Source organism: Rhizobium sp. ZW T2_16 (assembly GCF_044987325.1).
Lineage (GTDB): Bacteria > Pseudomonadota > Alphaproteobacteria > Rhizobiales > Rhizobiaceae > Neorhizobium > Neorhizobium cellulosilyticum.
On the sequence record NZ_JBJDRG010000002.1, the window covers coordinates 76,610 to 98,931 of the forward strand.

The following is a 22,322-nucleotide window of genomic DNA, read 5'->3' on the forward strand; positions in this document are numbered from 1 at the left end:
TGGGCAGATGCATATATCTCATTCTGCAACGCTGATATGTGACAGCAGGTGGTTGGGGAGCAGGGCTGTGTGCGTTGGGTTCGGGAATGGCTGCGTCGCACAATGGTGGTGAGTGTCACGCCACTGGATTGCTGGTTCGAAGCTGCTGGCGAGGTGTACGTCACACTGAAAGTGGAGCGTCAAAACATTCTAGGAATAGGATTCTTCGTAATCTTCAAATTCCCAAAACATAAACCGGGACAATATATTTGCTATGTCATTCCATGTTTCGCCTGACACCTCGGAGACAAGTTTTCCGACAGCTGCCTTAATCGCGCAACCATCGTGCTCGTTCATAAATAAAATGTGCCTTGAAAAGGCAGGGTGTTGGGCACGGTTCTTCTGGAACCATTTCGGAGAACAAACTTCAAAGCTGAAGATATCTCCGCCCTCTTTGCCCTGAATGGCAACTGTTACATCCATGCCAATACAAAAGTCTGATGGGTCATCGGGCCAGTAACTATCGAACTCTCCCCCTGCCATCGAGTAGGACTTAATCACAGCTTTCATGGCACCATATGGGTTGTATACCTATCATCTGAATGGGGCCGGTATACAGGCCATCTGCTGCTCCGGCGACCAGTTTTCAGGCCTGTCCTGAGCATAGACCCATTTCAAGCCGCTTTTTATCCATGTCTCGCGAAATGCCTGAGCACTCCGGATCGTCTCATCTTCATAACCGAATTCAACACCACAGCAGGGACATATTTCGTAGGTGGGGCAATTTCCGTCTTCTCCGTACTGGGGGTACGGTTGCCGCAATCCACAGACGCGGCAATGGCAAGTGGGATCATTATGCATTGAAATTGGAGCGCCCTGCCTTCCGAAATATTGGGTAGTTTCTCGACTATCAACCAATAGCCTTCGTGGGCGTGTGACAGCAACGGGCAGAAAGTCGCCGTCGTCTTTTATCCCATTCACAACGCAAAAAAGGGCGGCCTTGCGACCGCCCTTCTATTCCTGAACCGGATGGCTCAGATATGAAACCTTAACGGTCTCACATCATGTCCATGCCGCCCATGCCGCCCATGCCGCCAGGCATGCCGCCGCCAGCTGCTTCCTTCTTCGGAAGTTCGGCGATCATGGCTTCGGTGGTGATCAGCAGCGAAGCAACCGAAGCTGCGTTCTGCAGAGCCGTACGAACGACCTTGACCGGGTCGACGATGCCCATGGCGATCATGTCGCCATATTCAGACGTCTGGGCGTTGTAGCCGTAGTTGTCTTCGTTCTTTTCGAGGATCTTGCCGACCACGATCGAAGCTTCGTCACCAGCGTTTTCAGAGATCTGGCGAACCAGAGACTGCAGAGCGCGGCGAACGATGTTGACACCAGCTTCCTGGTCGTCGTTCGCACCCTTGACGGTGATCTTGGAAGCCGAACGGAGCAGTGCAACGCCGCCGCCCGGTACGATGCCTTCCTGAACGGCCGCGCGGGTTGCGTTCAGAGCGTCGTCGATGCGGTCCTTGCGTTCCTTGACTTCGATTTCGGTCGAGCCGCCAACGCGGATGACGGCAACGCCGCCAGCGAGCTTGGCAAGACGTTCCTGCAGCTTTTCGCGGTCGTAGTCCGAAGTGGTTTCTTCGATCTGCGCCTTGATCTGGGCTACGCGGCCTTCGATGTCAGCCTTCTGGCCGGCGCCGTCGACGATCGTCGTGTTTTCCTTGGAGATCGAAACCTTCTTGGAACGGCCGAGCATGTCGAGGGTGACGTTTTCGAGCTTGATGCCGAGGTCTTCGGAGATGACGGTGCCGCCCGTGAGGATGGCGATGTCTTCCAGCATGGCCTTGCGGCGATCGCCGAAGCCCGGAGCCTTGACGGCAGCGATCTTCAGGCCGCCACGCAGCTTGTTGACGACGAGCGTTGCAAGAGCTTCGCCTTCAACGTCTTCAGCGATGATGACGAGCGGCTTGCCGGTCTGAACGACGGCTTCGAGAACCGGCAGCATGGCCTGGAGGTTCGAGAGCTTCTTTTCGTGCAGCAGGATGTACGCGTCTTCGAGGTCCGCGATCATCTTTTCCGGGTTGGTCACGAAGTAAGGCGACAGGTAGCCGCGGTCGAACTGCATGCCTTCGACGACTTCGAGTTCGGTTTCAGCGGTCTTGGCTTCTTCGACGGTGATGACGCCTTCGTTGCCAACCTTCTGCATGGCTTCAGCAATGTCGTTACCGACCTGCGTGTCGCCGTTTGCGGAGATCGTGCCGACCTGGGCAACTTCAGCCGAGGTGGAGATCTTCTTTGCCTTGGCCTGCAGGTCCTTGACGACTTCGAGAACGGCCAGATCGATACCGCGCTTCAGGTCCATCGGGTTCATGCCGGCAGCAACTGCCTTGGCGCCTTCGCGAACGATCGCGCGGGCAAGAACGGTTGCGGTCGTGGTGCCGTCACCGGCGATGTCGTTGGTCTTCGAAGCAACTTCGCGGACCATCTGGGCGCCCATGTTTTCGAACTTGTCTTCAAGTTCGATTTCCTTGGCGACCGATACACCGTCCTTGGTGATGCGCGGAGCGCCGAAGGACTTGTCGATAACAACGTTACGACCCTTCGGGCCGAGGGTTACCTGCACTGCGTCAGCGAGGATGTCGACGCCGCGCAGCATCTTTTCGCGCGCAGAGCGGCCGAATTTTACTTCTTTAGCTGCCATTTTGAGAGCTCCTGAATAGAGGTTTCAGCGAATTACGAAAAAAGCGTTGCCGGCAATCAGCCGATAACGCCCATGATGTCGGATTCCTTCATGATCAGAAGGTCTTCGCCGTTAAGCTTGACTTCGGTGCCGGACCACTTGCCGAACAGAACGCGGTCGCCGACCTTGACGTCGAGAGCAACGAGTGCGCCCTTGTCGTCACGTGCGCCGGAGCCGACTGCGATGATTTCGCCTTCAGCCGGCTTTTCCTTGGCGGTGTCCGGAATGATGATGCCGCCCTTGGTCTTTTCTTCAGACTCGACGCGCTTTACGACAACGCGATCGTGCAGGGGGCGGAAAGTTGTGCTTGCCATTGTCTAATCCCTCGATCAAATGACATGGACAGGTCTCAGGAATAAGACCCGCGGATCTCGTTTAGCACTCCTCGGATGAGAGTGCTAACGGAGCCCGAGATAAGGGTGGCGATCGGGCGAGTCAAGAACGGGCTCGAAATTTTCGTTGCCGCTCTGCAACATCAAGCAAAACAGGATTAACAGCCAACGGCCATCACTCTCCTGCTCTGGCGAGACGGCTTCTGTCAGAAGAGTTTGACCTCAGCATGGCAGCTGCCGATGAAGCCAGCCAATGAAAATTGTCATATAGCTTTAACATGACATTTTTACTGAGGCGCATTCCTTTTGAGGATATTGGTTTTGGGGAGGGCATATGGCGGCGATTGACGATGTGGCAAAATCGGATAGCGCTCAGCCCACACTTGCCGAACTAACTTCCGTCTTCGCCCGCATCGGCTGTTTGAGCTTCGGTGGCCCGGCAGCGCAGATAGCCATGATGCACCGTGCAGTCGTGGAGGAAAAACGCTGGCTCTCGGAGGAGCGGTTCCTGCATGCCCTGAACTACTGCATGCTGCTGCCGGGACCGGAGGCGCAACAGCTCGCCACCTATATCGGCTGGCTGACCCATGGCACCCGCGGCGGCGTCATCTCAGGGCTGCTTTTCATTCTGCCCGGCCTCGTCGTCATCACCATCCTGTCGGCCGCCTACGCGCTCTGGCAGGAAACCACATGGCTGGCCGGTCTGTTCTTTGGGCTCAAGGCCGCAGTTCTTGCCATCGTCGTCGAGGCGGTCATTCGGCTCTCGAAGAAGACGCTGAAGAGCGGGTTTCTCTGTCTTGTGGCAGCCACGGCCTTCGTGGCGCTGTTTATTTTTTCTGTACCCTTTCCGGTCGTGGTTCTCGCTGCTGCCTCTGCCGGTTTCCTCAATGCCCGGCGAACCGGTGTCACCACGGCACCAACAGACCTCACCGATCTTCACGCACCACCATCACCGGGCAGGGCGATCATGAGCCTGATCGGCTGGATCATCGTCTGGCAATTGCCGCTTCTGATCCTTTGGGCCTTTTCCGCACCGGATGGCCTGACAAGTCTTTTCTCCTTCTTCTCAAAAATGGCGCTGGTCACCTTCGGCGGTGCTTATGCGGTTTTGGCCTATGTGGCGCAGGTCGGTGTCGAGCAATATGGCTGGCTGAAGCCGGGCGAAATGCTGGATGGGTTGGCGCTGGCCGAAACCACGCCGGGGCCGCTCGTTCTCGTTCTTTCCTTCGTTGGTTTCCTCACCGGTTTTCGCGAGGCTTCCGGGGTCGTCGGAGGCGTTCTCGGCGCTTTGCTGGTAGCCTGGGCGACCTTCGTTCCGAGCTTCATCTTCATTTTTGCCGGTGCGCCTTATATCGAGCGCCTGCGCGGTAATCGCATCCTGTCCGGCGCGCTGTCGGCGATCACTGCGGCGATTGTCGGCGTCATCCTCAACCTCGCCATCTGGTTCGGCCTGCATGTTCTGTTTCGCGAAGTAGGAAAGGTCGAACTCGTGCCGTCGCTCGGGCTTGAACTGGCGCTGCCGGTCTGGGCAAGCCTCGATCCGGTGGCAGCAGTTCTGTTCGTGCTCTCGGCCGTTTTGCTGTTCCGGATGAAGCTCGGCATGATGCCGGTTCTCGGTATCTGCGCCGCGGCCGGGCTGGCGGTTCGCTTGGCGGCACTCATGTAACGGCCGCATGAAATATACCGCACTGCACGCAAATCTCCTTGCCATCCAGGCCACGCTTTGCGACATCAGCGCCAGATATGTGAGGCCAGACGTGGCAGAAGGTGATCAACAGGCATGGCAAAGCGCATCCAGAACTTGAGTGAAGTCATTGGCGGCTACGATGTGGTTCTGTCCGATGTCTGGGGCGTGGTGCATAACGGTGTTGCAGCCTTTCCGCATTCTTGTCAGGCATTGGCCGAAGCCCGCAAAGCCGGTGCAACCGTCGTGCTGATCACCAATTCCCCACGGCCCGCGCCGGGCGTCATCGAGCAGCTGAAACTGCTCGGCGTCGAAGACGGCACCTATGACCGCATCGTCACGTCTGGCGACGTGACCCGCCATCTGATCGCCGAAGGCCCGAAAAAGGTTTTTCTGCTCGGCCCCGAACGCGACATGCCGCTTTTCGATGGTCTCGACGTCGAGGTTGTTTCCGCCGACCAGGCGGAAGCGATCGTCTGCACCGGCTTCTTCGATGACGAGAAGGAAGTGCCGGAAGACTATACCGACATGCTGAAGGCCTTGGTTGCCCGCGACGTGCCTTTCATCTGCGCCAACCCGGATCTCGTCGTCGAGCGTGGCCACAAGATCATTCCATGCGCCGGTGCTGTTGCCGCCTATTACGAACAGCTCGGCGGCAAGACCCGCATCGCCGGCAAGCCGCATTTCCCGATCTACGAGGCCTCGCTTGCGGCCGCCCGCGAAGTGCGCGGCGACTTCGACAAGTCGAAGGTGCTCGCTGTTGGCGACGGCATGCCGACCGATGTGCGCGGCGCGCTTTCGCAAGGCCTCGACCTGCTTTATATCAGCGCTGGTATCCATGTGGCGGAATACACTGTCAACGGCGAGACGGACGAGGCCATCCTGCAGGCATGGTTGAAGAGCGAAAACGCCGCGCCGAAATTCTGGATGCCCAGACTTGCTTGATTGATCTGGCCTGGCCAGTCACGCAATATCGAATAGCCTGATCCGGACCTGTCCCATGACCGTATTTCACCGCAACGAAAAGAAGGATCCGCTGCCCGAGGCTCTGAAGGGCGGAGTGGTCGCGATCGGCAACTTCGACGGCGTGCATCGCGGTCATCGCAGCGTGCTCAAACGTGCGCTGAAGCTGGCGGAAGAACGCGGTGTACCGGCTCTGGTCCTGACCTTCGAGCCGCATCCGCGTACCGTCTTCAAGCCGGACCAGCCGGTTTTCCGCATCACGCCGGCGCCGGTGAAGGCGCGGCTCCTGGAGGCGATGGGGTTCCATTCGGTGATCGAATATCCATTCGATCGCGATTTTGCCGGCCGCTCCGCCGAAGAGTTCATCCGGTCTATTTTGGTCGACTGGCTGGGCGCGAGTGCAGTCGTCACCGGCTTCGATTTCCATTTCGGCAAGGGCCGCGAGGGTGGGCCGGCCTTCCTGATGGCCGCCGGTGAGCGCCACGGTTTTTCCGTCTCGCTGGTCGATGCCTTCCGCGATGAAAACGCCGAGGTGATTTCATCAAGCCGTATCCGCGAATTGCTGGGCGAGGGGGATGTCGCTCAGGCAGCCGGCCTGCTCGGTTATCGCTATACGGTGGAAGCCGAAGTGATCGACGGGGAAAAGCTCGGCCGCCAGCTCGGTTTTCCTACCGCCAATATGCGGCTGGCGCCCGAGGCGGAATTGAAGCCCGGCATCTATGCCGTCCGTTTCCGCCGCGCAGACGGCACGCTTTATGACGGCGTCGCAAGCTACGGCCGCCGCCCGACGGTGACCGATAATGGCGCTCCGTTGCTCGAAACCTATCTCTTCGATTTTTCCGGTTCGCTCTATTGCGAAATCTGCGCCGTCTCTTTCTTCGGCCATCTGCGCGACGAGCTGAAATTCGACGGGCTGGACCCGCTGGTGGCGCAGATCAAGCGCGACGAGGAAGAGGCGAGGGCGCTGCTTTCCGGCGTTCAGCCGATTAGTGAACTGGATGCGAAGATCGCATTCGCCTTCAACGCAGAAAACGAAGGATAAGATCATGGCAAGCACCCCGCGCCGGCCCACCAATCCTATGGATGCCGCCGAAGCCCTGTTCAAGCCGGCAAAGAAAGCCGCCGCAGCACCTGTCGAAAAGCGCGCCCTGCCGGAAGTTAAGGAACTTGTGTCGATCAAGCTCGACAGCGCGGTTATCGAATATTTTCAGGAAGACGGCCCCGGCTGGCAGGACCGCATCAACGATGCACTGCGCGGTGTGATGGCGGCAAATCCGAGAGATTGAAGAGCAGTCGTTTTTTAAAGGCGCTTTTCCGAGCCCGCATCTTTCAGGATAGCGTTGTCGGTGTGTCGACTCAAAAGATTATGCGGAAGCAATATGATCTTTCCGGTGTCTCGCGAGCGCCATTTTTCATGCGAACCCTTCGCGTTGGTCAGATATTCATAACCGAGTTCCGAAATGATCGTGCGGACGGTTTTGTAAAAACCATCGACCATCAGGCCGCAGCCGGAATGCTGGCAGGTCTCTCCCAGAGAATTGCTGGGATGAGATCTCTGATCGGTGTGTCAGCAAGGTCTGCTGCTGACATATGGTTGGCGACGATCAGATCGATGGCTGCGTCAAAGAGCACGTCCTCGAAAGCATTTACGGTCGGAGCTTCGATATGGAGGCCGTCGATATCGCTCTCGGAATAAAAGACCTTGGCCTCTTCATCCCAAACGGCTTTTACGAAAAACGTTCTTTTCATAACAACGGCCCAAACCTGTTCTGGTACAGTCGCGGCAAGAATATACGACCTCGCGGCAGTCAGGCAATCATGTCGTCTCGCCAATCCGATTTCCCCCTTCCTTTCCGCCCCAAAACGCCTTAATAACCGCGTCCATGACAGTTTTCCGGTCGGCCCAGATCATCGCTAGGATGATCATACGAATTATCGGCCCGGCTTTCCGCGCTGCTTGATCAAGCTGCGGGAAGGTCCGGGATTTTGGCGTTTGAACAGCGCCTCCGCCACCGAATTCTCATCCGCATCGCGCCGAAACGTGGCGCCAAGAGACGATTGCCTGATATGACCGATACTGCTGAAAAGCTCGATTACTCGAAGACCCTTTATCTGCCCGAGACGGAATTCCCGATGCGCGCCGGCCTGCCGCAGAAGGAGCCGGAAACCGTTGCCCGCTGGCAGCAGATGGACCTCTACAGACAACTGCGCACCTCCGCCGTCGGCCGCGAAAAGTTCGTGCTGCACGATGGGCCTCCCTACGCCAACGGCAACATCCATATCGGCCATGCGCTGAACAAGATCCTGAAGGACGTCATCACCCGCTCGTTCCAGATGCGCGGTTATGACTCGAATTACGTTCCGGGCTGGGATTGCCACGGCCTGCCGATCGAGTGGAAGATCGAGGAAGAAAACTACCGCGCCAAGGGCAAGGCCAAGCCGGACCTGAAGCAGCCGGACGCGATGATCGAATTCCGCAAGGAATGCCGCGCCTATGCCGAAAAATGGATCAAGATCCAGGGCGACGAGTTCAAGCGCCTCGGCATCGTCGGCGATTTCGACAACCCGTATCTAACGATGAACTTTCACGCCGAAAGCCGCATCGCCGGCGAACTGCTGAAAATCGCCATGAGCGGCCAGCTTTATCGCGGCTCCAAGCCGATCATGTGGTCGGTCGTCGAGCGCACGGCGCTGGCGGAAGCCGAGGTCGAATACCACGATTACGAGAGTGACACGATCTGGGTGAAGTTCCCGGTCGTCGGCGCTGCCGAACTCTCCGACGCTCACGTCGTCATCTGGACCACCACCCCGTGGACCATCCCCGGCAACCGCGCCGTCGCCTATTCGCCGAAGGTCGCTTACGGCCTTTACGAGGTCACCGAAGCTGTCAACGACTTCGGTCCGCAGCCGGGTGAAAAGCTGATCTTTGCCGATGCGCTGGCCGAAGAATCGGCTGCCAAGGCAAAGCTCACCTTCAAGAAGCTGCGTGGCGTCTCGGCAGACGAAATGGCAGCCCTGACGCTTGCGCACCCGCTCGCGGGCCTCGGCGGCGGTTACGAATTCGCCGTTCCGCTTCTCGCCGGCGATCACGTCACCGATGATGCTGGTACCGGTTTCGTCCACACCGCTCCTTCCCATGGCCGTGAAGACTTCGAGGCATGGATGTCGTCGGTCAAGGAACTGGAAGCCAGGGGTATCGATACCCGCATCCCGTTCCCGGTCGATGATAGCGGCACCTACACCGCAGACGCCCCCGGTTTCGAGGGCGCTCGCGTCATGGATGACAACGGCAAGAAGGGTGATGCCAACGACCGCGTCATCAAGGCGCTGATCGAACGCAACGCGCTGTTTGCCCGTGGCCGCCTGAAGCATTCCTATCCGCATAGCTGGCGCTCCAAGAAGCCGATCATCTTCCGCAACACGCCGCAATGGTTCGTCTATATGGACAAAGACCTGAAGGACGGCACAACGCTGCGCACCCGCGCGCTGTCAGCGATCGACGACACCCGTTTTGTCCCCGCCGGCGGCCAGAACCGCCTGCGCGCGATGATCGAGCAGCGCCCGGACTGGGTGCTTTCGCGTCAGCGCGCCTGGGGCGTCCCGATCTGCGTCTTTGCCGATGAGGAAGGCAATGTCCTGCAAGACGAAGAGGTCAACAAGCGCATTCTCGAAGCGTTTGATGCCGAAGGTGCCGATGCCTGGTTCGCCGAAGGAGCCAAGGAGCGTTTTCTCGGCAATGGCCACGACCACGGAAAGTGGACGCAGGTCATGGACATCCTCGATGTCTGGTTTGACTCAGGCTCCACCCACACCTTCACGCTGGAAGACCGCCCGGATCTGAAATGGCCGGCCGACGTCTATCTCGAAGGCTCCGACCAGCATCGCGGCTGGTTCCATTCCTCGCTTCTGGAATCGGCTGCCACCCGCGGCCGCGCGCCTTATGACACGGTCGTCACCCATGGTTTCACCATGGATGAAAAGGGCCAGAAAATGTCGAAGTCGCTCGGCAACGTCGTGTCCCCGCAGGACGTGATGAAGGATGCCGGTGCCGATATCCTTCGCCTCTGGGTCATGACCACCGACTATTGGGAAGACCAGCGCCTCGGCAAGACGATCATCCAGACCAATGTCGATGCCTATCGCAAGCTGCGTAACACCATCCGCTGGATGCTCGGCACGCTGGCGCATGACGAGGGCGAAGAGATCGCCTACGCCGATCTGCCGGAACTCGAAAAGCTGATGCTGCATCGCCTGTATGAGCTCGATAAGCTCGTGCGCGAGGGTTATGACGCGTTCGAATTCAAGAAGATCACCCGTGCGTTGATCGATTTTGCCAATATCGAGCTCTCGGCTTTCTATTTCGATATCCGCAAGGACGCGCTGTATTGCGATGCCCCGTCTTCGCCGCGCCGCCGCGCTTCGCTTGCTGTCATCCGCAAAATCTTTGAGGCCACCGTCACCTGGCTTGCCCCGATGCTGCCTTTCACCACCGAAGAGGCCTGGTTGTCGCTGAAACCGGATGCGGTCTCGGTGCATCTCGAGCAGTTCCCGCAGGTGCCGGCCGAGTGGAAGAACGACGCGGTTGCCGAAAAGTGGGCGAAGATCCGCAAGGTTCGCTCCGTGGTCACCGGCGCGCTCGAGATCGAGCGCAAGGACAAGCGCATCGGCTCGTCGCTGGAAGCGGCACCCGTCGTCTATGTTGCCGATGCCGAATTGTTGAAGGCGCTGGAAGGCCTCGAATTCGAGGAAACCTGCATCACCTCGGCCATCACGATCACGGCAGGTGAAGGCCCGGAAACGGCTTTCCGTCTGCCGGAAGTCGCGGGCGTGTCGGTCGATCCGAAGCTGGCCGAGGGCACCAAATGCGCCCGTTCGTGGCGTGTGACAACCGATGTCGGCTCCGATCCGGCATGGCCGGATGTCTCGGCTCGCGATGCTGCGGCGCTGACCGAACTTGCCAAGCTTGGCAAGTTGTAATGTCATGAACCGTGCCGGATGATTGCGCTTAAGCGCGTCATCCGGTATTCCTGCCTGAAATTGGCCGGATTTATCCGTCAGGTCGATGGCAATAGTCTATGAGGCGTCGAGGCGGGCGTCCGTGGTAGGGGTTTGATGGAAACGACGAAAACCTTGCGTATGGCCCTTGGTGCGGCCGGTATTCTGGTTGCGACCGTGACGCTTTCCGGCTGCATGGGAAGCCCGACCTACGGCACAGACAAGACTGCCATGGAACAATTGGGCGATGACGTGACTTCGGCCATCGATATCGGTGGCGATCGCGCCAAGGAAAAGGCGAAGATCCGCTACAACCCACGTCCTGCGCTGGTCGTCGCCAGCCATCAGGAAGGCGGGGCGTTGCCGCCGCCGCAGCAATCGCTTGCCAACCGCGAAAACAACCCGAACTGGGTCGAATCGCCGGAAGAGGCACGTGAGCGCCTTCGTCAGGAAGCGACCGACAACCAGAGCAACCCGAACTACCGTTCACCGCTTCTGGCCGGCAAGGGCCAGGCCGGGCAGTTGACGGAATCGCAGAAGTGGGAAGCCTTCCGCCAGGCGAAAGCCAACGCAAACGATCCGGGCATCAGCGGAGGCCGCCGTTCGCTCTCCGATCCGCCGACGGAATTCCGAACTGCCGATGCGCAGACCCTGCAGGATCTGGGTGAGCCGGAGACCAAGAAGGAAGCTCGCCGCAAGAAGGAAGCCGAGGCCGCCTCCACAAAGGGCTCCGCCTGGTGGAAGCCCTTCCAGTAAGATTGAGCGAACGAGGCTCGGCCAAGCCGGGCCTTTTTTGTAAGTCTTATTTGTCCCGTCGGGACCGGAAAAAGTCGATGAGCAGGTCTGCCGCCGGCACTTCGGCAATGCCGGAATAGACTTCGGGCGCATGGTGGCAGGTGGGTTGCGAGAAAAACCGCACGCCGTTTTCCACAGCGCCACCCTTCGGATCGTTGGCGCCGTAATAGAGGCGGCGGATACGGGCGAAGGATATGGCGCCGGCGCACATGGTACATGGCTCCAGTGTCACATAGAGATCCGCTCCGCCAAGCCGCTCGCTTCCGACCTTGGCGGCAGCCGCGCGGATCACGGCAATTTCGGCATGGGCGGTAATGTCGTTTTCGGCGCGGGTGCGGTTGCCTGAGCGGGCGACAATCTCGCCGTCGATGACGATGACGGCACCCACTGGAACCTCGCCGCGTTCGGCGGCATTTCTGGCTTCTGTCAGTGCGGCATCCATGAAGCTGTCGCTCTTAGGCATTTCAGCGATTTCCTCTTAACCCGGATCGCATGAACTGGTAGGAAGCATGCAACGCGAAGCGCGCCCTTGAAAGGTGTGCATCCATCTGGTCAACACGAACAAGTATGTCCGGGATACTCCGTCGACATCCTGCTTCAGGCAAACAACATATGAATTCAAAAGACAAGCCGAAGCGCGGCGAAGCGAAAACCTTCGTTCGCGAAATCAAGCCGAAAGCCGAAGGCAGCACTGCTTCCAAGTCGGGGGGCAAGCCGGGCTTCAAGTCCTCAGGCAAGCCGGGAGCCAAATTCAGCGACAAGCCTGCTGGCGCGGCAAAGCCGCGCGCCAAGGCAGAAGGGGCAGTCAGAAAGCCGGTCCGTTCGGCCAAGCGCGAGGAATTCGTCGGCGAGGGTGCATCCGCGCCGACCGACGGCAAGCCCGAGCGTATTTCGAAAATTCTCGCCCGTGTCGGTGTCGCATCCCGTCGCGATGTGGAGCGGATGATCCTCGAGGGCCGCGTCACATTGAACGGCAAGCCGCTCGATACCCCTGTCGTCAACGTGACGCTGGAAGACAAGATCGAAGTGGACGGCGTGCCGATCCGCGGCATCGAGCGCACCCGTCTTTGGCTCTACCACAAGCCCGGTGGCCTGGTGACGACCAATTCCGATCCGGAAGGCCGCCCGACCGTGTTCGACAACCTGCCGGAAGGCCTGCCGCGGGTTCTCTCCATCGGCCGCCTCGACATCAACACCGAAGGCCTGCTGCTTCTGACCAATGACGGCGGTCTGTCGCGCACGCTCGAACTGCCGACCACCGGCTGGCTGCGCCGCTACCGCGTGCGCGCCCATGGCGAGGTCGATCAGGCCGCGCTCGACAAGCTGAAGGACGGCATTGCCGTTGACGGCGTGCTCTACGGTTCGATCGAAGCGACGCTCGACCGTGCCCAGGGTCACAATGTCTGGATCACTATGGGTCTTCGCGAAGGCAAGAACCGCGAAATCAAGAACGTGCTCGGCGCGCTCGGTCTCGAGGTCAACCGCCTGATCCGCATTTCCTACGGTCCGTTCCAGCTCGGCGACCTGCCGGAAGGCGAAGTGCTGGAAGTGCGCGGCCGCACACTGCGCGACCAGCTCGGCCCGCGCCTGATCGATGAATCGAAAGCCAATTTCGAAGCCCCGCTTTATAACGAGCGCGTTTCCGAAGACGAGCAGCCGCAGCGCGCCGAAAAGGCCGAGCGTCCGGCCAAGTCCGAACGCGGCTGGGCGAGTGACCGCTCGGACGATCGGGGTGGTGATCGCGGCGACCGTCGCGAGCGTGCCCTTGGCCGCCTCGATACCAAGCGTCCCGACAGCCGTCGCGACGATCGCAAGTTCTCCGACAGGCCTTCCGGCAAGTTCGGGGCGAAGCCATCGGATCGCGATTTCGGTGATGAGAAGCCGAAGAAGCGCCCGCCGATGGGCACCAGCCGCACGGCGAATGTCTGGATGGCGCCCGGCGCCCGCCCGACGACCGACGACAGCGGCCGGAAGGTAACAGCCCGTGCCCAGGCCGAGCAGCTGTTCAAGAAGCCAGCGCCGGAAAACGATCTCCGCGTCAAGATCAACCGCGTTAAGGATGACAGCGACTGGATCCGCGGCGAAGACCAGCCGGAACGAGGCGCAAGGCGTGGTGATCGCGAAGACCGTGGCGACCGTGGTTTCGGCGACAAGCCACGCGGTGAACGTTCGTTCGGCGACAAGCCGAGAGGCGAGCGCTCGTTTGGTGATCGCCCCAGAGGTGACAGGCCTTACGGCGACCGCAAGCCCCGCGAAGACGGAGACCGTCCGGCCCGCGGCAAATCCTTCTCCAGCGAGGGGCGCTCCGAGCGTCCGCGCGGCGAACGCAGCTTTGGTGACAAGCCCCGTGGCGATCGTCCCTACGGCGACAAGCCGAGGGGAGAACGTTCGTTCGGTGATCGCCCCTCTGGTGATCGCCCCGCACGTTCCTTCTCGGATCGTCCGCCGCGTGGTGACCGCCCGTCGCGTGACGATAGAGGCGAGCGCTCCTTCGGTGATCGCCCCGCAAGAGGTGACAAGCCCTTCGGTGGCAAGCCTTCTGGCGCAAAGCCTGGCTTCGGCGGCAAGCCCTCGGGTGGCAAGCCCGGTTTCGGTGGCAAGCCGGGTGGTGGAAAGTCCTTTGGCGGCAAGCCTTCCGGCGGCAGACCCAATAGCGGTAAGCCAGGTGGTGGTTCGCGTGGTGGCCCAGGCGGTGGACGCCCGGGCGGCAAGCCGCGGACACCGAGGGGCTAAGCTGTGCGGATCGTAGGGGGTGAGTTCCGCGGCCGCGCTCTGGCCACGCCGAAGACGAATGATATCCGGCCGACCATCGACCGGACGCGCGAAAGCCTGTTCAATATCCTCGGGCACGTCTATCCGGACGCGCTCGATGGCACACGGGTGATCGACCTTTTTGCCGGAACCGGCGCGGTGGGGCTGGAAGCCCTGTCGCGCGGTTGCAAGCAGGCCTTGTTCGTTGAAAACAGCGTCGAAGGCAGGGGCCTTCTCTGGGAGAATATTGACAGTTTCGGTCTGCATGGCCGGGCGCGTATTCTCCGTCGAGACGCAACCAGCCTCGGTTCGATCGGCAATATCGAGCCGTTCAACCTGATTTTCGCCGATCCGCCTTACGGCAAGGGCCTGGGTGAAAAGGCACTCCATGCGGCGCATGCCGGCGGCTGGTTGGCCGCGGATGCTCTTGTTCTGCTGGAAGAGCGGATTGATGCCGAGATTGTCGTCGATCCAGTTTTCAAACCGCTGGAAAGCCGGATGTTCGGCGATAGCCGCATCGAATTCTATCGATATCAGCCAGGCTGAACCTCGCCATGAACACGCGCCTCTCCCTGCCGGATCTGGATACTGAAAACAGCGGGGAGGGCCTGCGTTATGCCGTAGCCTTCGGCGGCGGCGGAGCAAGAGGCATCTCGCATATCTGTATCATCGAGGCGCTCGATGAACTCGGCATCAAACCGGTGGCGATTTCGGGATCTTCGATCGGCGCGATCATGGGGGCCGGCATGGCGTCCGGCATGCGAGGCGCCGACATCCGCGACTATACGGTGCGCACCATGGGCAACCGCAATTCGCTATTCAATCGCCTCTGGACGCTCGGACCGGCTTCAATGCGCGACAAGCTGGGCGGCTTTCGCTTCGGCCATTTCAACCTCGATCCCATCCTCGATGCCTTCCTTCCTCCCGATATCCCGGAGGATTTTTCCGACCTGAAAATCCCGCTTAAAATCTCCGCCACCGATTATTACGGGCAGGCCGAGGTGATCCTCGAAGAGGGGGATCTCAGAACTGCGATTGCTGCATCAGCCGCCATTCCCGGCCTGTTCATGCCGGTCTGGGTCAACGGAAGGGTGATGATCGACGGCGGCGTATTCAATCCGGTTCCCTATGAACAGCTGCTCGACCTTGCCGACGTTGTCATCGGCGTCGATGTCGTTGGCGCACCGGAAGGCGACGGCACCCACCCGCCGACCCGCATCGACGCGCTGTTCGGTGCCAGTCAGCTAACCATGCAGGCTTCGATCGCGCTGAAACTGAAACTAAATCCGCCGCACATCTTCCTGCGCCCGCAGGTCAACCGTTTCCGCGTGCTGGATTTCCTCAAAGCGCAGGAAATTCTGGACGAAGCAAACCACGTCAAGGATGAATTGAAGCGTGCAGTGGATGCACTGCAGGCATCCGTCGCCAAGGGCTGAAGCCGTCCGGCTCACCATTTCCCCAGAGACAGACCCGCTTCCACCTCGTCGGCCACGTCTTCCTGAACACTGATACGTTTCGGCTTGATCAACGGTTCCGGCTTGACGGGGCTGTTGAACAGCTTGTCACGTCCTGCCGAAATGCCCTCGACTGCTTGGATCTGCAGGCGCTCCTCGTCGCGGCGGCGGATATCCTGAAGAATTTCCTCGGCGCGCGCTTCGGACATGCCGAGCGCTTCCAGCGTCTTGGCACCAAACAGCAGGCCGGATTCCAGCGTTTCGCGCAATTCGTATTCGACGCCCTTTTCCCTCAGCCACAGGGAATGGATGCGGTCATAGGAACGGGCGAAAAGCCGGACATTGGGAAACTCTGACTGGATAAGCTCGACGATCCTGCTGGTCGTTTCCTTCTTCTGCGTCGCAACGACGACGATCTTGGCTTTTTCGATGCCGGATGACACGAGCACGTCGCGACGGGTGCCGTCGCCGAAATAGATGCGGAAGCCGAAATTGGCGGCCTGGCGGATACGATCGGCGGAATCATCGATCACGGTCACGGCGCTGCCGCCGGCAAGCAGCATCTGCGAGGCGATCTGGCCGAAACGGGAAAAGCCGATCATCAGCACGTCTGCGCCGGCGCCGGCGAAATCCTCGTCCAGTTCCTCCCGCGCCTCACCATGCATCAGGCGTTTGGCAAGTGCCGCACCAAGCGGCGTCAGCGCCATCGAAAGCGTCACGATGGCGATCAGCAGCGAGGCGGTCGAGGATGACAGAAGCCCGGCGGCGGTGGCGGTGGTAAACAGAACGAAGGCGAATTCGCCGCCTTGCGGCAACAGGAAGGCAATCTGGATCGCATCGTTATGGGATGAGCCCCAGAGCCGGCAGAGCCCGTAGACGATAAACGCCTTCACTGCCATGAACACGATGACGGCCGGGATGATGAACAGGATATGGTCGACGATCACTTCGAGTTCCAGCGACAGGCCGACCGCAACGAAGAACAGTGCCAGAAGCAGGCCGCGGAACGGCTCGATATCAGCCTCCAGCTCGTGCCGATAGGAGGATTCCGCCAGCATCACGCCGGCGAGAAACGCTCCCATCGCCATCGACAGGCCAACCATCTGCATTGCCGCCGCCGATCCGAGCACGACGAGCAGGGCGGCCGCGATCATCACCTCGCGCGCGCCGGTGCGGGCAATGATCTGGAACATCGGATTGAGCAGATATTTTCCGGCGATGATCATCGCGCCGATGGCCGCGATCGCAACGGCGAAATCGACAAACGGCGTGGCGGCCTGTTCCTCCGTTCCCGGCGCAAGCACGGTGATCAGCGCCAGAAGCGGCACGATCGCCAGATCCTGGAACAGCAGAACTGAAAACGAGCGTTGCCCGTAGCGGCTGTTGATATCGCCGGCGTCGTTGAGCAACTGCAATGCAAAGGCGGTGGAGGAAAGCGCAAGGCCGAAGCCGACGATCAGGCTTCCCTGCCACGTCGCCATGCCGGTCTCGAAGGCGAGCGCCGCAAGCGCAAGCCCGGTCAAAAGAACCTGAACCGGACCAAGACCGAACACGTCGCCGCGCATCTGCCATAAGCGCGAGGGTTTGAGCTCCAGCCCTATGACGAAGAGCAGGAAGACGACGCCGTATTCCGCTACATGCAGTACCTCTTCCGTATCGGTGATACGCTGGAAGACCGGGCCGATGATGACGCCGACCGCCAGATAGCCGAGAACCGTTCCAAGCCCCAGCCTCTTGAAGATTGGTGCGGCGATGACCGCTCCGGCCAGAAGAAGCAACATTTCGGTGAATAGCGAGCCCGGTGCGGTCATGCAGAAACTTTCGAATAGGCGGAATGAATCAGTCGGGCTGTTCGCAGACGCGACAACCCGGTCAAGAAAAGGTGTGGCACACTTGATGCTTCGAAGCGCTCACAATAAATGGGACAGGAACGAAAGGCTTGCAAATATGAGCTCTGAAATTGATTCCGCCCAGCTTTTATCCCGTGCTTCTGAACTAATCGACCTGGCGAAGGCGGCAGGCGCCGATGCGGCCGATGCAGTCGTGGTCCGCTCGCGCTCGCGCTCCGTCTCGGTGCGCCTCGGCAAGGTCGAGGGAACTGAATCATCGGAAAGCGACGATTTTTCGCTGCGCGTGTTTGTCGGCCAGAAGGTTGCCAGCGTGTCGGCCAATCCGGGCTTCGACATGAAGACGCTTGCGGAACGCGCCGTCGCCATGGCGAAGGTCTCTCCCGAAGACCCCTTCGTCTGCATGGCGGATGCGGACCGGCTGGCGAAATCCTATCCGGATCTCGACCTTTTTGACCCGACCGATGTGCCGACCGATGCATTGCGTGAGGCAGCCCTTGCTGCCGAAGCTGCTGCATTGGCCGTTAATGGCGTCACCAATTCTTCCGGCGCCGGCGCCTCTGCGGGCATGGGCGGCATGGTTCTCGTCACCTCGCATGGCTTTTCCGGCAGCTACATGGCCACGCGTTTCGGCCGATCCGTCAGCGCAATTGCAGGCGAAGGCACGAAGATGGAGCGCGACTACGATTTCGACAGTCGCCTTTATAACGCCGATCTCGATGCGCCGGATCTGATCGGTCGGCGCGCCGGCGAGCGTGCGGTTGCTCGTATCAATCCGCGCCAGGTGCCGACAGCAAGCAATGTCACCGTCGTTTTTGATCCGCGCATGGCGCGTGGTTTCGTAGGCACGATCGCCGGCGCCATCAATGGTTCATCCGTGGCGCGCAAGACGAGCTTCCTGCGTGACAGGATGGGCCAGCAGGTTTTGAAGGCTGGTCTCAACATCACCGACGATCCGCTGATCGTCCGCGGTTCATCCTCGCGTCCGTTCGATGGCGAAGGTGTTTCCGGCGAGCGGATGACGATGATCGAGGACGGCGTGCTGAAGCACTGGTTCCTGTCGACCTCCACCGGCCGCGAACTCGGCCTGCCGACCAATGGTCGTGGCGTGCGCGGCGGTAACTCCGTCACCCCGGCCTCTACCAACCTGGCGCTTGAACCGGGCGATATCTCGCCGGAGGAACTGATCGCGTCGGTGGGTACCGGCCTTTATGTGACCGAACTGATCGGCCAAGGCGTAAACATGCTCACCGGCGAATATTCGCGCGGCGCCAGCGGTTTCTGGATCGAAAACGGCAAGCTTGCCTTCCCCGTCTCCGAGGTGACGATCGCGTCCAACCTCAAGGACATGTTCATGCGTCTCACGCTGGCAAACGATATCGACCGCAAATACGGTGTCGCTTCGCCGACCATCGCGATCGAGGGCATGACGCTGGCGGGAAGCTGACGCCATGGTTTCCTCCGACAAAAACTGGAGCGCAGATCTCGACCTCATCCTCGATGCCGCCCGGCAGGCAGGTGAGATCGCCAACGGCTATTTCCGGCAATCGCCGGAAGTCTGGTGGAAGAACGAGGGCCGCTCGCCGGTCAGCACCGCCGACTTTGCCGCCAATGATCGTCTCCAGTCGCTTCTTCTGAAGGCGCGCCCGAACTATGGCTGGCTTTCGGAAGAGACCGACGACGACAGCGCCCGGCTGGCCTGTGAGACGCTGTTCGTTGTCGATCCGATCGACGGCACCCGCGCCTTCATCGCCGGAGAACCGATCTGGTGTGTATCCGTCGCGGTTGTCCACAAGGGCCGCCCGGTGGCGGGCGTCCTCGTCGCGCCGGCGCTGCAGCAGGAATACCAGGCCGCGGCAGAAGGTCCGGCCTTGAGGAACGGCGCACCTATCGCTGTCCGATCCGAGGTGGAGGTTGACGAACTGGTGCTGGCCGCGGACGAGAAGATCGTCAAAAAGCTGCAGCCCGAGCTTGCAATCCATCGCGTCAGCCACGTTCCCTCGCTCGCTTATCGGCTGGCGATGGTGGCCGATGCACGCATCGATGGGACGATCGTGAAGAAGGACAGCCATGACTGGGATCTGGCCGCTGCCGACTTGATACTGGAGCGTGCAGGCGGTGCGCTGACCGGGCTTGATGACCAACCCCTGATCTACAATCGCGAAACCGTCCGTCACGGCGTTCTGGTGGCCGGAACCCGCCATGCGCGCCATGTGCTTCTGCCCCATCTTGTGACCGGTGCAGCGGGTTGACCTTTGTGACGGAATGCCGCAGAGGAAGGGCTTCTAGTCAAGAAATGGACGGATTTGGAAATGACGCAATCGAGCGAAAAGAAGCAGCTCCTGCACCTGGTTTTTGGCGGTGAACTTGCGAGCCTGGACGGCGTGCAGTTCAAGGATTTGTCTGCCCTCGACATTGTTGGCATCTATCCCGACTACGCAACAGCGCTGACCGCCTGGCGCTCAAAGGCGCAGTCGACTGTCGACAATGCCGAGATGCGCTATTTCATCGTCCACATGCACCGCCTTCTGGATCCTGAAATCAAGTAGGCCTGACACAAGGCGCCAGAAATATGATAGTCCTTCAGGTTAGGGCGCACTTGACCTGAAGCTCGCTTTTTTGACGCATTTATGAAGCAGGTAAGACGAGCTAAATTATCGCTCCAGGGGTGAGGTATTGATGGCGCTAGGCAGGGATATGGAGCGAGGGCTATGAGCGGTGCTGTGGCTCGCATGGCTCTTGCCGGCTATCGCCTTGCAGGCGTAGCGCTTTATCCTTTGGCCGGCCCCTATCTCGCCTGCCGGGCGATGAAAGGCAAGGAAGACCGCTCAAGACGACTTGAGAGACTGGGTTATGCGAGCCAGCCGCGTCCTCGTGGGCCGCTGGTCTGGGTTCATTCGGCAAGCGTCGGGGAAACCCTTTCCATCCTGCCGTTGATCCGTGAACTGCGCCGCCGCGAAATCCATGTCGTGCTGACTACCGGCACTGTCACCTCAGCTGCCCTTGTCGCCGCTCGGCTGGGTGATGAGGTCATCCATCAATATGTGCCGATCGATCTTAAATTCCCGATCAAGCGTTTCATCGCCTATTGGCGGCCGGATGCCTGCATTACGGCGGAATCTGAAATCTGGCCGACAACCGTCGCTGAACTCGCGCGCCGCCGCATCCCGCAGATCCGGGTCAATGCCCGCATTTCGGATCGCTCCTTCGCGCGCTGGAGCAACCACGCCAAGGTGGCTGAGGCGCTGTTCGACAAGATGGCGCTCGTCGTCGCCCAGTCCGATCTCGATGCAGAACGCTTCCGTGACCTCGGTGCATGGCCGGTCATCGTCTCCGGCAACCTGAAGAGTGACACGGATCCGCCGCCCTGCGACGAGTTGCTGCTGGCGAAATACAAGGCAGAGATCGGCGACCGCAAGACCTGGGCGGCGATCTCGACCTTCGATGGCGAGGAAATGGCTGCTGCCACTGTTCACCGGGCGCTGAAGCCGAAGAATGGCCAGTTGACCATCATCGTGCCGCGCCATCCCGACCGGGCTGATGCGATCGAAACCATGCTTAAGGAAGAGGGCCTAGTTGTTGCACGTCGTTCGCGCAATGACGAACTTACGCCTGAGACTGATATTTTCCTCGGCGATTCCATAGGCGAAATGGGGCTTTACCTGCGCCTGACCGAAATCGCCTTTGTGGGCCGATCTCTGACCAATGAAGGCGGTCAGAACCCCCTGGAGCCGGCAATGATCGGTTGCGCCGTGCTGACCGGCCCGAACATCCAGAATTTCCGTGATGCCTATCAACATCTCGTCCGCAAAGGTGGGGCGCGAGTAGTCAAGGATGTCGAGATGCTGGCCAAGGCCGTGCATTACCTGCTGATTACCGATCACGCCCGGGCCAGGATGGTGGAAGCCGGAGCCGATGCGATGGAAGACCTGCGCGGTGCACTCGCCAAGACCGTCAAGGCGCTCGAACCCTATCTCAATCCCTTGACCGTGACGGCACGCCTGCAGCCGAAGGTCGCGGCTGCCGGAACCGGTCGGTGAGCCCGCCCCCCGCGATCGCGGGCATCCTGTTCGACAAGGACGGTACGCTTATCCGTTACGACGAAAGCTGGGGACCGGTAAACCGGGAGGCTGCACGCATCGCTGCAGCCGGAAACGCAGCGCTCGAACCCGTTCTGCTGGCCGCCGGCGGCATGGACCCGGAGACGGGCAAGACGAAAGCCGACAGCCTGCTCGCCGCCGGTAATTCCGCCGAGATTGCCCAAGGTTTCGTCACGGCCGGCTCGCCGCTCGATGTCGATGAGCTGACCCGCGAACTGGATGCGCTGTTCCTCCGTGCGGCGGAATTTTCCGTGCCGGTCGCCGATCTCCTTTCCGTGTTTTCGGATTTGAAGGCACGTGGTTTGAAGCTTGGCATCGCCTCCAGCGACAACGAGAAGGCAATCCGCCGCATGGCCGAAAGCTTCGGCATTGCCGGACATGTGGATTTCATCGCCGGTTACGACAGCGGTTTCGGCACCAAGCCGCAGCCGGGCATGATGCTCGCCTTCTGCAAGGCCGTCGGCCTTCAGCCGGCGGAAGTCGCGATGGTGGGTGACAACAATCACGACATGCATATGGGCCGTGCCGCAGGTGCCGGGCTCAACCTTGCCGTCCTGACCGGCACGGGGACGCGTCAGACGCTTTCCGCCCTTGCCGACCATTGTCTCGACGATATTACCGCACTTCCCGACGTCATCTTTGCCCCCGCATCGCCCGGCGCGGTTTCCGTAGGGGATTAGCC

General features: G+C 60.2%; 21 protein-coding genes. 14 read left to right on the forward strand and 7 right to left on the reverse strand.

What is annotated here, in order from left to right; genetic code table 11:
- Positions 1-189 precede the first annotated feature (189 nt).
- From ACI3K0_RS05870 to groES, 3 genes are all read right to left on the reverse strand, one after another.
- Complete coding sequence (locus tag ACI3K0_RS05870; protein WP_183823140.1) at positions 190-549, reverse strand: immunity 8 family protein; 360 nt, start codon at positions 547-549, stop codon at positions 190-192.
- Between the two features lie 487 nt (positions 550-1,036).
- Positions 1,037-2,680: a chaperonin GroEL gene (gene groL, locus ACI3K0_RS05875; RefSeq protein WP_148142920.1), complete on the reverse strand. Its 1,644-nt coding sequence runs from the start codon at positions 2,678-2,680 to the stop codon at positions 1,037-1,039.
- 56 nt (positions 2,681-2,736) lie between these two features.
- Complete coding sequence (groES, locus tag ACI3K0_RS05880) at positions 2,737-3,033, reverse strand: co-chaperone GroES (RefSeq protein ID WP_092997992.1); 297 nt, start codon at positions 3,031-3,033, stop codon at positions 2,737-2,739.
- Between the two features lie 352 nt (positions 3,034-3,385).
- On the opposite strand from groES, the gene chrA reads away from it, so the two are divergent.
- From chrA to ACI3K0_RS05900, 4 genes are all read left to right on the forward strand, one after another.
- Positions 3,386-4,717, forward strand: coding sequence for a chromate efflux transporter (chrA, locus tag ACI3K0_RS05885; protein WP_183823138.1), 1,332 nt, complete (start codon positions 3,386-3,388; stop codon positions 4,715-4,717).
- A gap of 114 nt (positions 4,718-4,831) precedes the next feature.
- Positions 4,832-5,680: a TIGR01459 family HAD-type hydrolase gene (locus ACI3K0_RS05890; protein ID WP_183823136.1), complete on the forward strand. Its 849-nt coding sequence runs from the start codon at positions 4,832-4,834 to the stop codon at positions 5,678-5,680.
- Positions 5,681-5,735: 55 nt separating this feature from the next.
- The gene (locus ACI3K0_RS05895) at positions 5,736-6,740 is read left to right on the forward strand and encodes a bifunctional riboflavin kinase/FAD synthetase (RefSeq protein ID WP_183823134.1); all 1,005 of its coding nucleotides are present in this window, start codon (positions 5,736-5,738) and stop codon (positions 6,738-6,740) included.
- A gap of 4 nt (positions 6,741-6,744) precedes the next feature.
- Positions 6,745-6,984, forward strand: a complete 240-nt coding sequence (locus tag ACI3K0_RS05900; RefSeq protein ID WP_183823132.1) for a BrnA antitoxin family protein — start codon at positions 6,745-6,747, stop codon at positions 6,982-6,984.
- Between the two features lie 14 nt (positions 6,985-6,998).
- Here the strand turns inward: ACI3K0_RS05900 and ACI3K0_RS05905 are convergent, their stop codons facing one another.
- A complete protein-coding gene (locus ACI3K0_RS05905; RefSeq protein WP_394353641.1) occupies positions 6,999-7,196 on the reverse strand; it encodes a type II toxin-antitoxin system HicA family toxin in 198 nt (65 codons plus the stop codon).
- A complete protein-coding gene (locus tag ACI3K0_RS05910; protein WP_148142915.1) occupies positions 7,196-7,447 on the reverse strand; it encodes a DUF1902 domain-containing protein in 252 nt (83 codons plus the stop codon). Before ACI3K0_RS05910 ends, ACI3K0_RS05905 begins: the two co-directional genes overlap by 1 nt.
- A 318-nt stretch (positions 7,448-7,765) precedes the next feature.
- On the opposite strand from ACI3K0_RS05910, the gene ileS reads away from it, so the two are divergent.
- Together ileS and ACI3K0_RS05920 are read left to right on the forward strand one after the other, a co-directional pair.
- Positions 7,766-10,675 carry an isoleucine--tRNA ligase gene (gene ileS, locus ACI3K0_RS05915; protein ID WP_404945129.1) on the forward strand — a complete coding sequence of 970 codons (2,910 nt, stop codon included), beginning with the start codon at positions 7,766-7,768 and terminating at the stop codon, positions 10,673-10,675.
- 135 nt (positions 10,676-10,810) lie between these two features.
- Positions 10,811-11,449: a hypothetical protein gene (locus ACI3K0_RS05920; RefSeq protein ID WP_148142913.1), complete on the forward strand. Its 639-nt coding sequence runs from the start codon at positions 10,811-10,813 to the stop codon at positions 11,447-11,449.
- Between the two features lie 46 nt (positions 11,450-11,495).
- Here ACI3K0_RS05920 and ACI3K0_RS05925 read toward each other — a convergent pair whose 3' ends face one another.
- Positions 11,496-11,951, reverse strand: a complete 456-nt coding sequence (locus ACI3K0_RS05925; RefSeq protein WP_404945130.1) for a nucleoside deaminase — start codon at positions 11,949-11,951, stop codon at positions 11,496-11,498.
- Between the two features lie 149 nt (positions 11,952-12,100).
- Here ACI3K0_RS05925 and ACI3K0_RS05930 point away from each other — a divergent pair, with 149 nt between their 5' ends.
- The 3 genes from ACI3K0_RS05930 to ACI3K0_RS05940 are packed head-to-tail and all read left to right on the forward strand — an operon-like array spanning position 12,101 to position 15,675.
- Complete coding sequence (locus ACI3K0_RS05930) at positions 12,101-14,221, forward strand: pseudouridine synthase (RefSeq protein ID WP_404945131.1); 2,121 nt, start codon at positions 12,101-12,103, stop codon at positions 14,219-14,221.
- A gap of 3 nt (positions 14,222-14,224) precedes the next feature.
- Positions 14,225-14,785, forward strand: coding sequence for a 16S rRNA (guanine(966)-N(2))-methyltransferase RsmD (gene rsmD / locus ACI3K0_RS05935; RefSeq protein WP_206824129.1), 561 nt, complete (start codon positions 14,225-14,227; stop codon positions 14,783-14,785).
- An 8-nt stretch (positions 14,786-14,793) separates the two neighbouring features.
- The gene (locus ACI3K0_RS05940) at positions 14,794-15,675 is read left to right on the forward strand and encodes a patatin-like phospholipase family protein (RefSeq protein WP_206824131.1); all 882 of its coding nucleotides are present in this window, start codon (positions 14,794-14,796) and stop codon (positions 15,673-15,675) included.
- Positions 15,676-15,686: 11 nt separating this feature from the next.
- Here the strand turns inward: ACI3K0_RS05940 and ACI3K0_RS05945 are convergent, their stop codons facing one another.
- Positions 15,687-17,504, reverse strand: coding sequence for a monovalent cation:proton antiporter-2 (CPA2) family protein (locus ACI3K0_RS05945; protein WP_404945132.1), 1,818 nt, complete (start codon positions 17,502-17,504; stop codon positions 15,687-15,689).
- 136 nt (positions 17,505-17,640) lie between these two features.
- Here ACI3K0_RS05945 and ACI3K0_RS05950 point away from each other — a divergent pair, with 136 nt between their 5' ends.
- The 5 genes from ACI3K0_RS05950 to ACI3K0_RS05970 all read left to right on the forward strand — a co-directional run bounded on the left by ACI3K0_RS05950 (position 17,641) and on the right by ACI3K0_RS05970 (position 22,320).
- Positions 17,641-18,987 (forward strand): TldD/PmbA family protein, encoded by a 1,347-nt coding sequence (locus tag ACI3K0_RS05950; RefSeq protein ID WP_183823120.1) that lies wholly within the window; start codon positions 17,641-17,643, stop codon positions 18,985-18,987.
- 4 nt (positions 18,988-18,991) lie between these two features.
- Complete coding sequence (locus ACI3K0_RS05955; protein ID WP_404945133.1) at positions 18,992-19,792, forward strand: 3'(2'),5'-bisphosphate nucleotidase CysQ; 801 nt, start codon at positions 18,992-18,994, stop codon at positions 19,790-19,792.
- Between the two features lie 60 nt (positions 19,793-19,852).
- Complete coding sequence (locus tag ACI3K0_RS05960) at positions 19,853-20,089, forward strand: DUF4170 domain-containing protein (protein ID WP_148142905.1); 237 nt, start codon at positions 19,853-19,855, stop codon at positions 20,087-20,089.
- 162 nt (positions 20,090-20,251) lie between these two features.
- Positions 20,252-21,580, forward strand: a complete 1,329-nt coding sequence (gene waaA, locus ACI3K0_RS05965) for a lipid IV(A) 3-deoxy-D-manno-octulosonic acid transferase (RefSeq protein WP_183823116.1) — start codon at positions 20,252-20,254, stop codon at positions 21,578-21,580.
- On the forward strand, positions 21,577-22,320 hold the full coding sequence (locus ACI3K0_RS05970; RefSeq protein ID WP_183823114.1) for an HAD family hydrolase: 744 nt from the start codon (positions 21,577-21,579) through the stop codon (positions 22,318-22,320). Before waaA ends, ACI3K0_RS05970 begins: the two co-directional genes overlap by 4 nt.
- Positions 22,321-22,322: the final 2 nt, after the last annotated feature.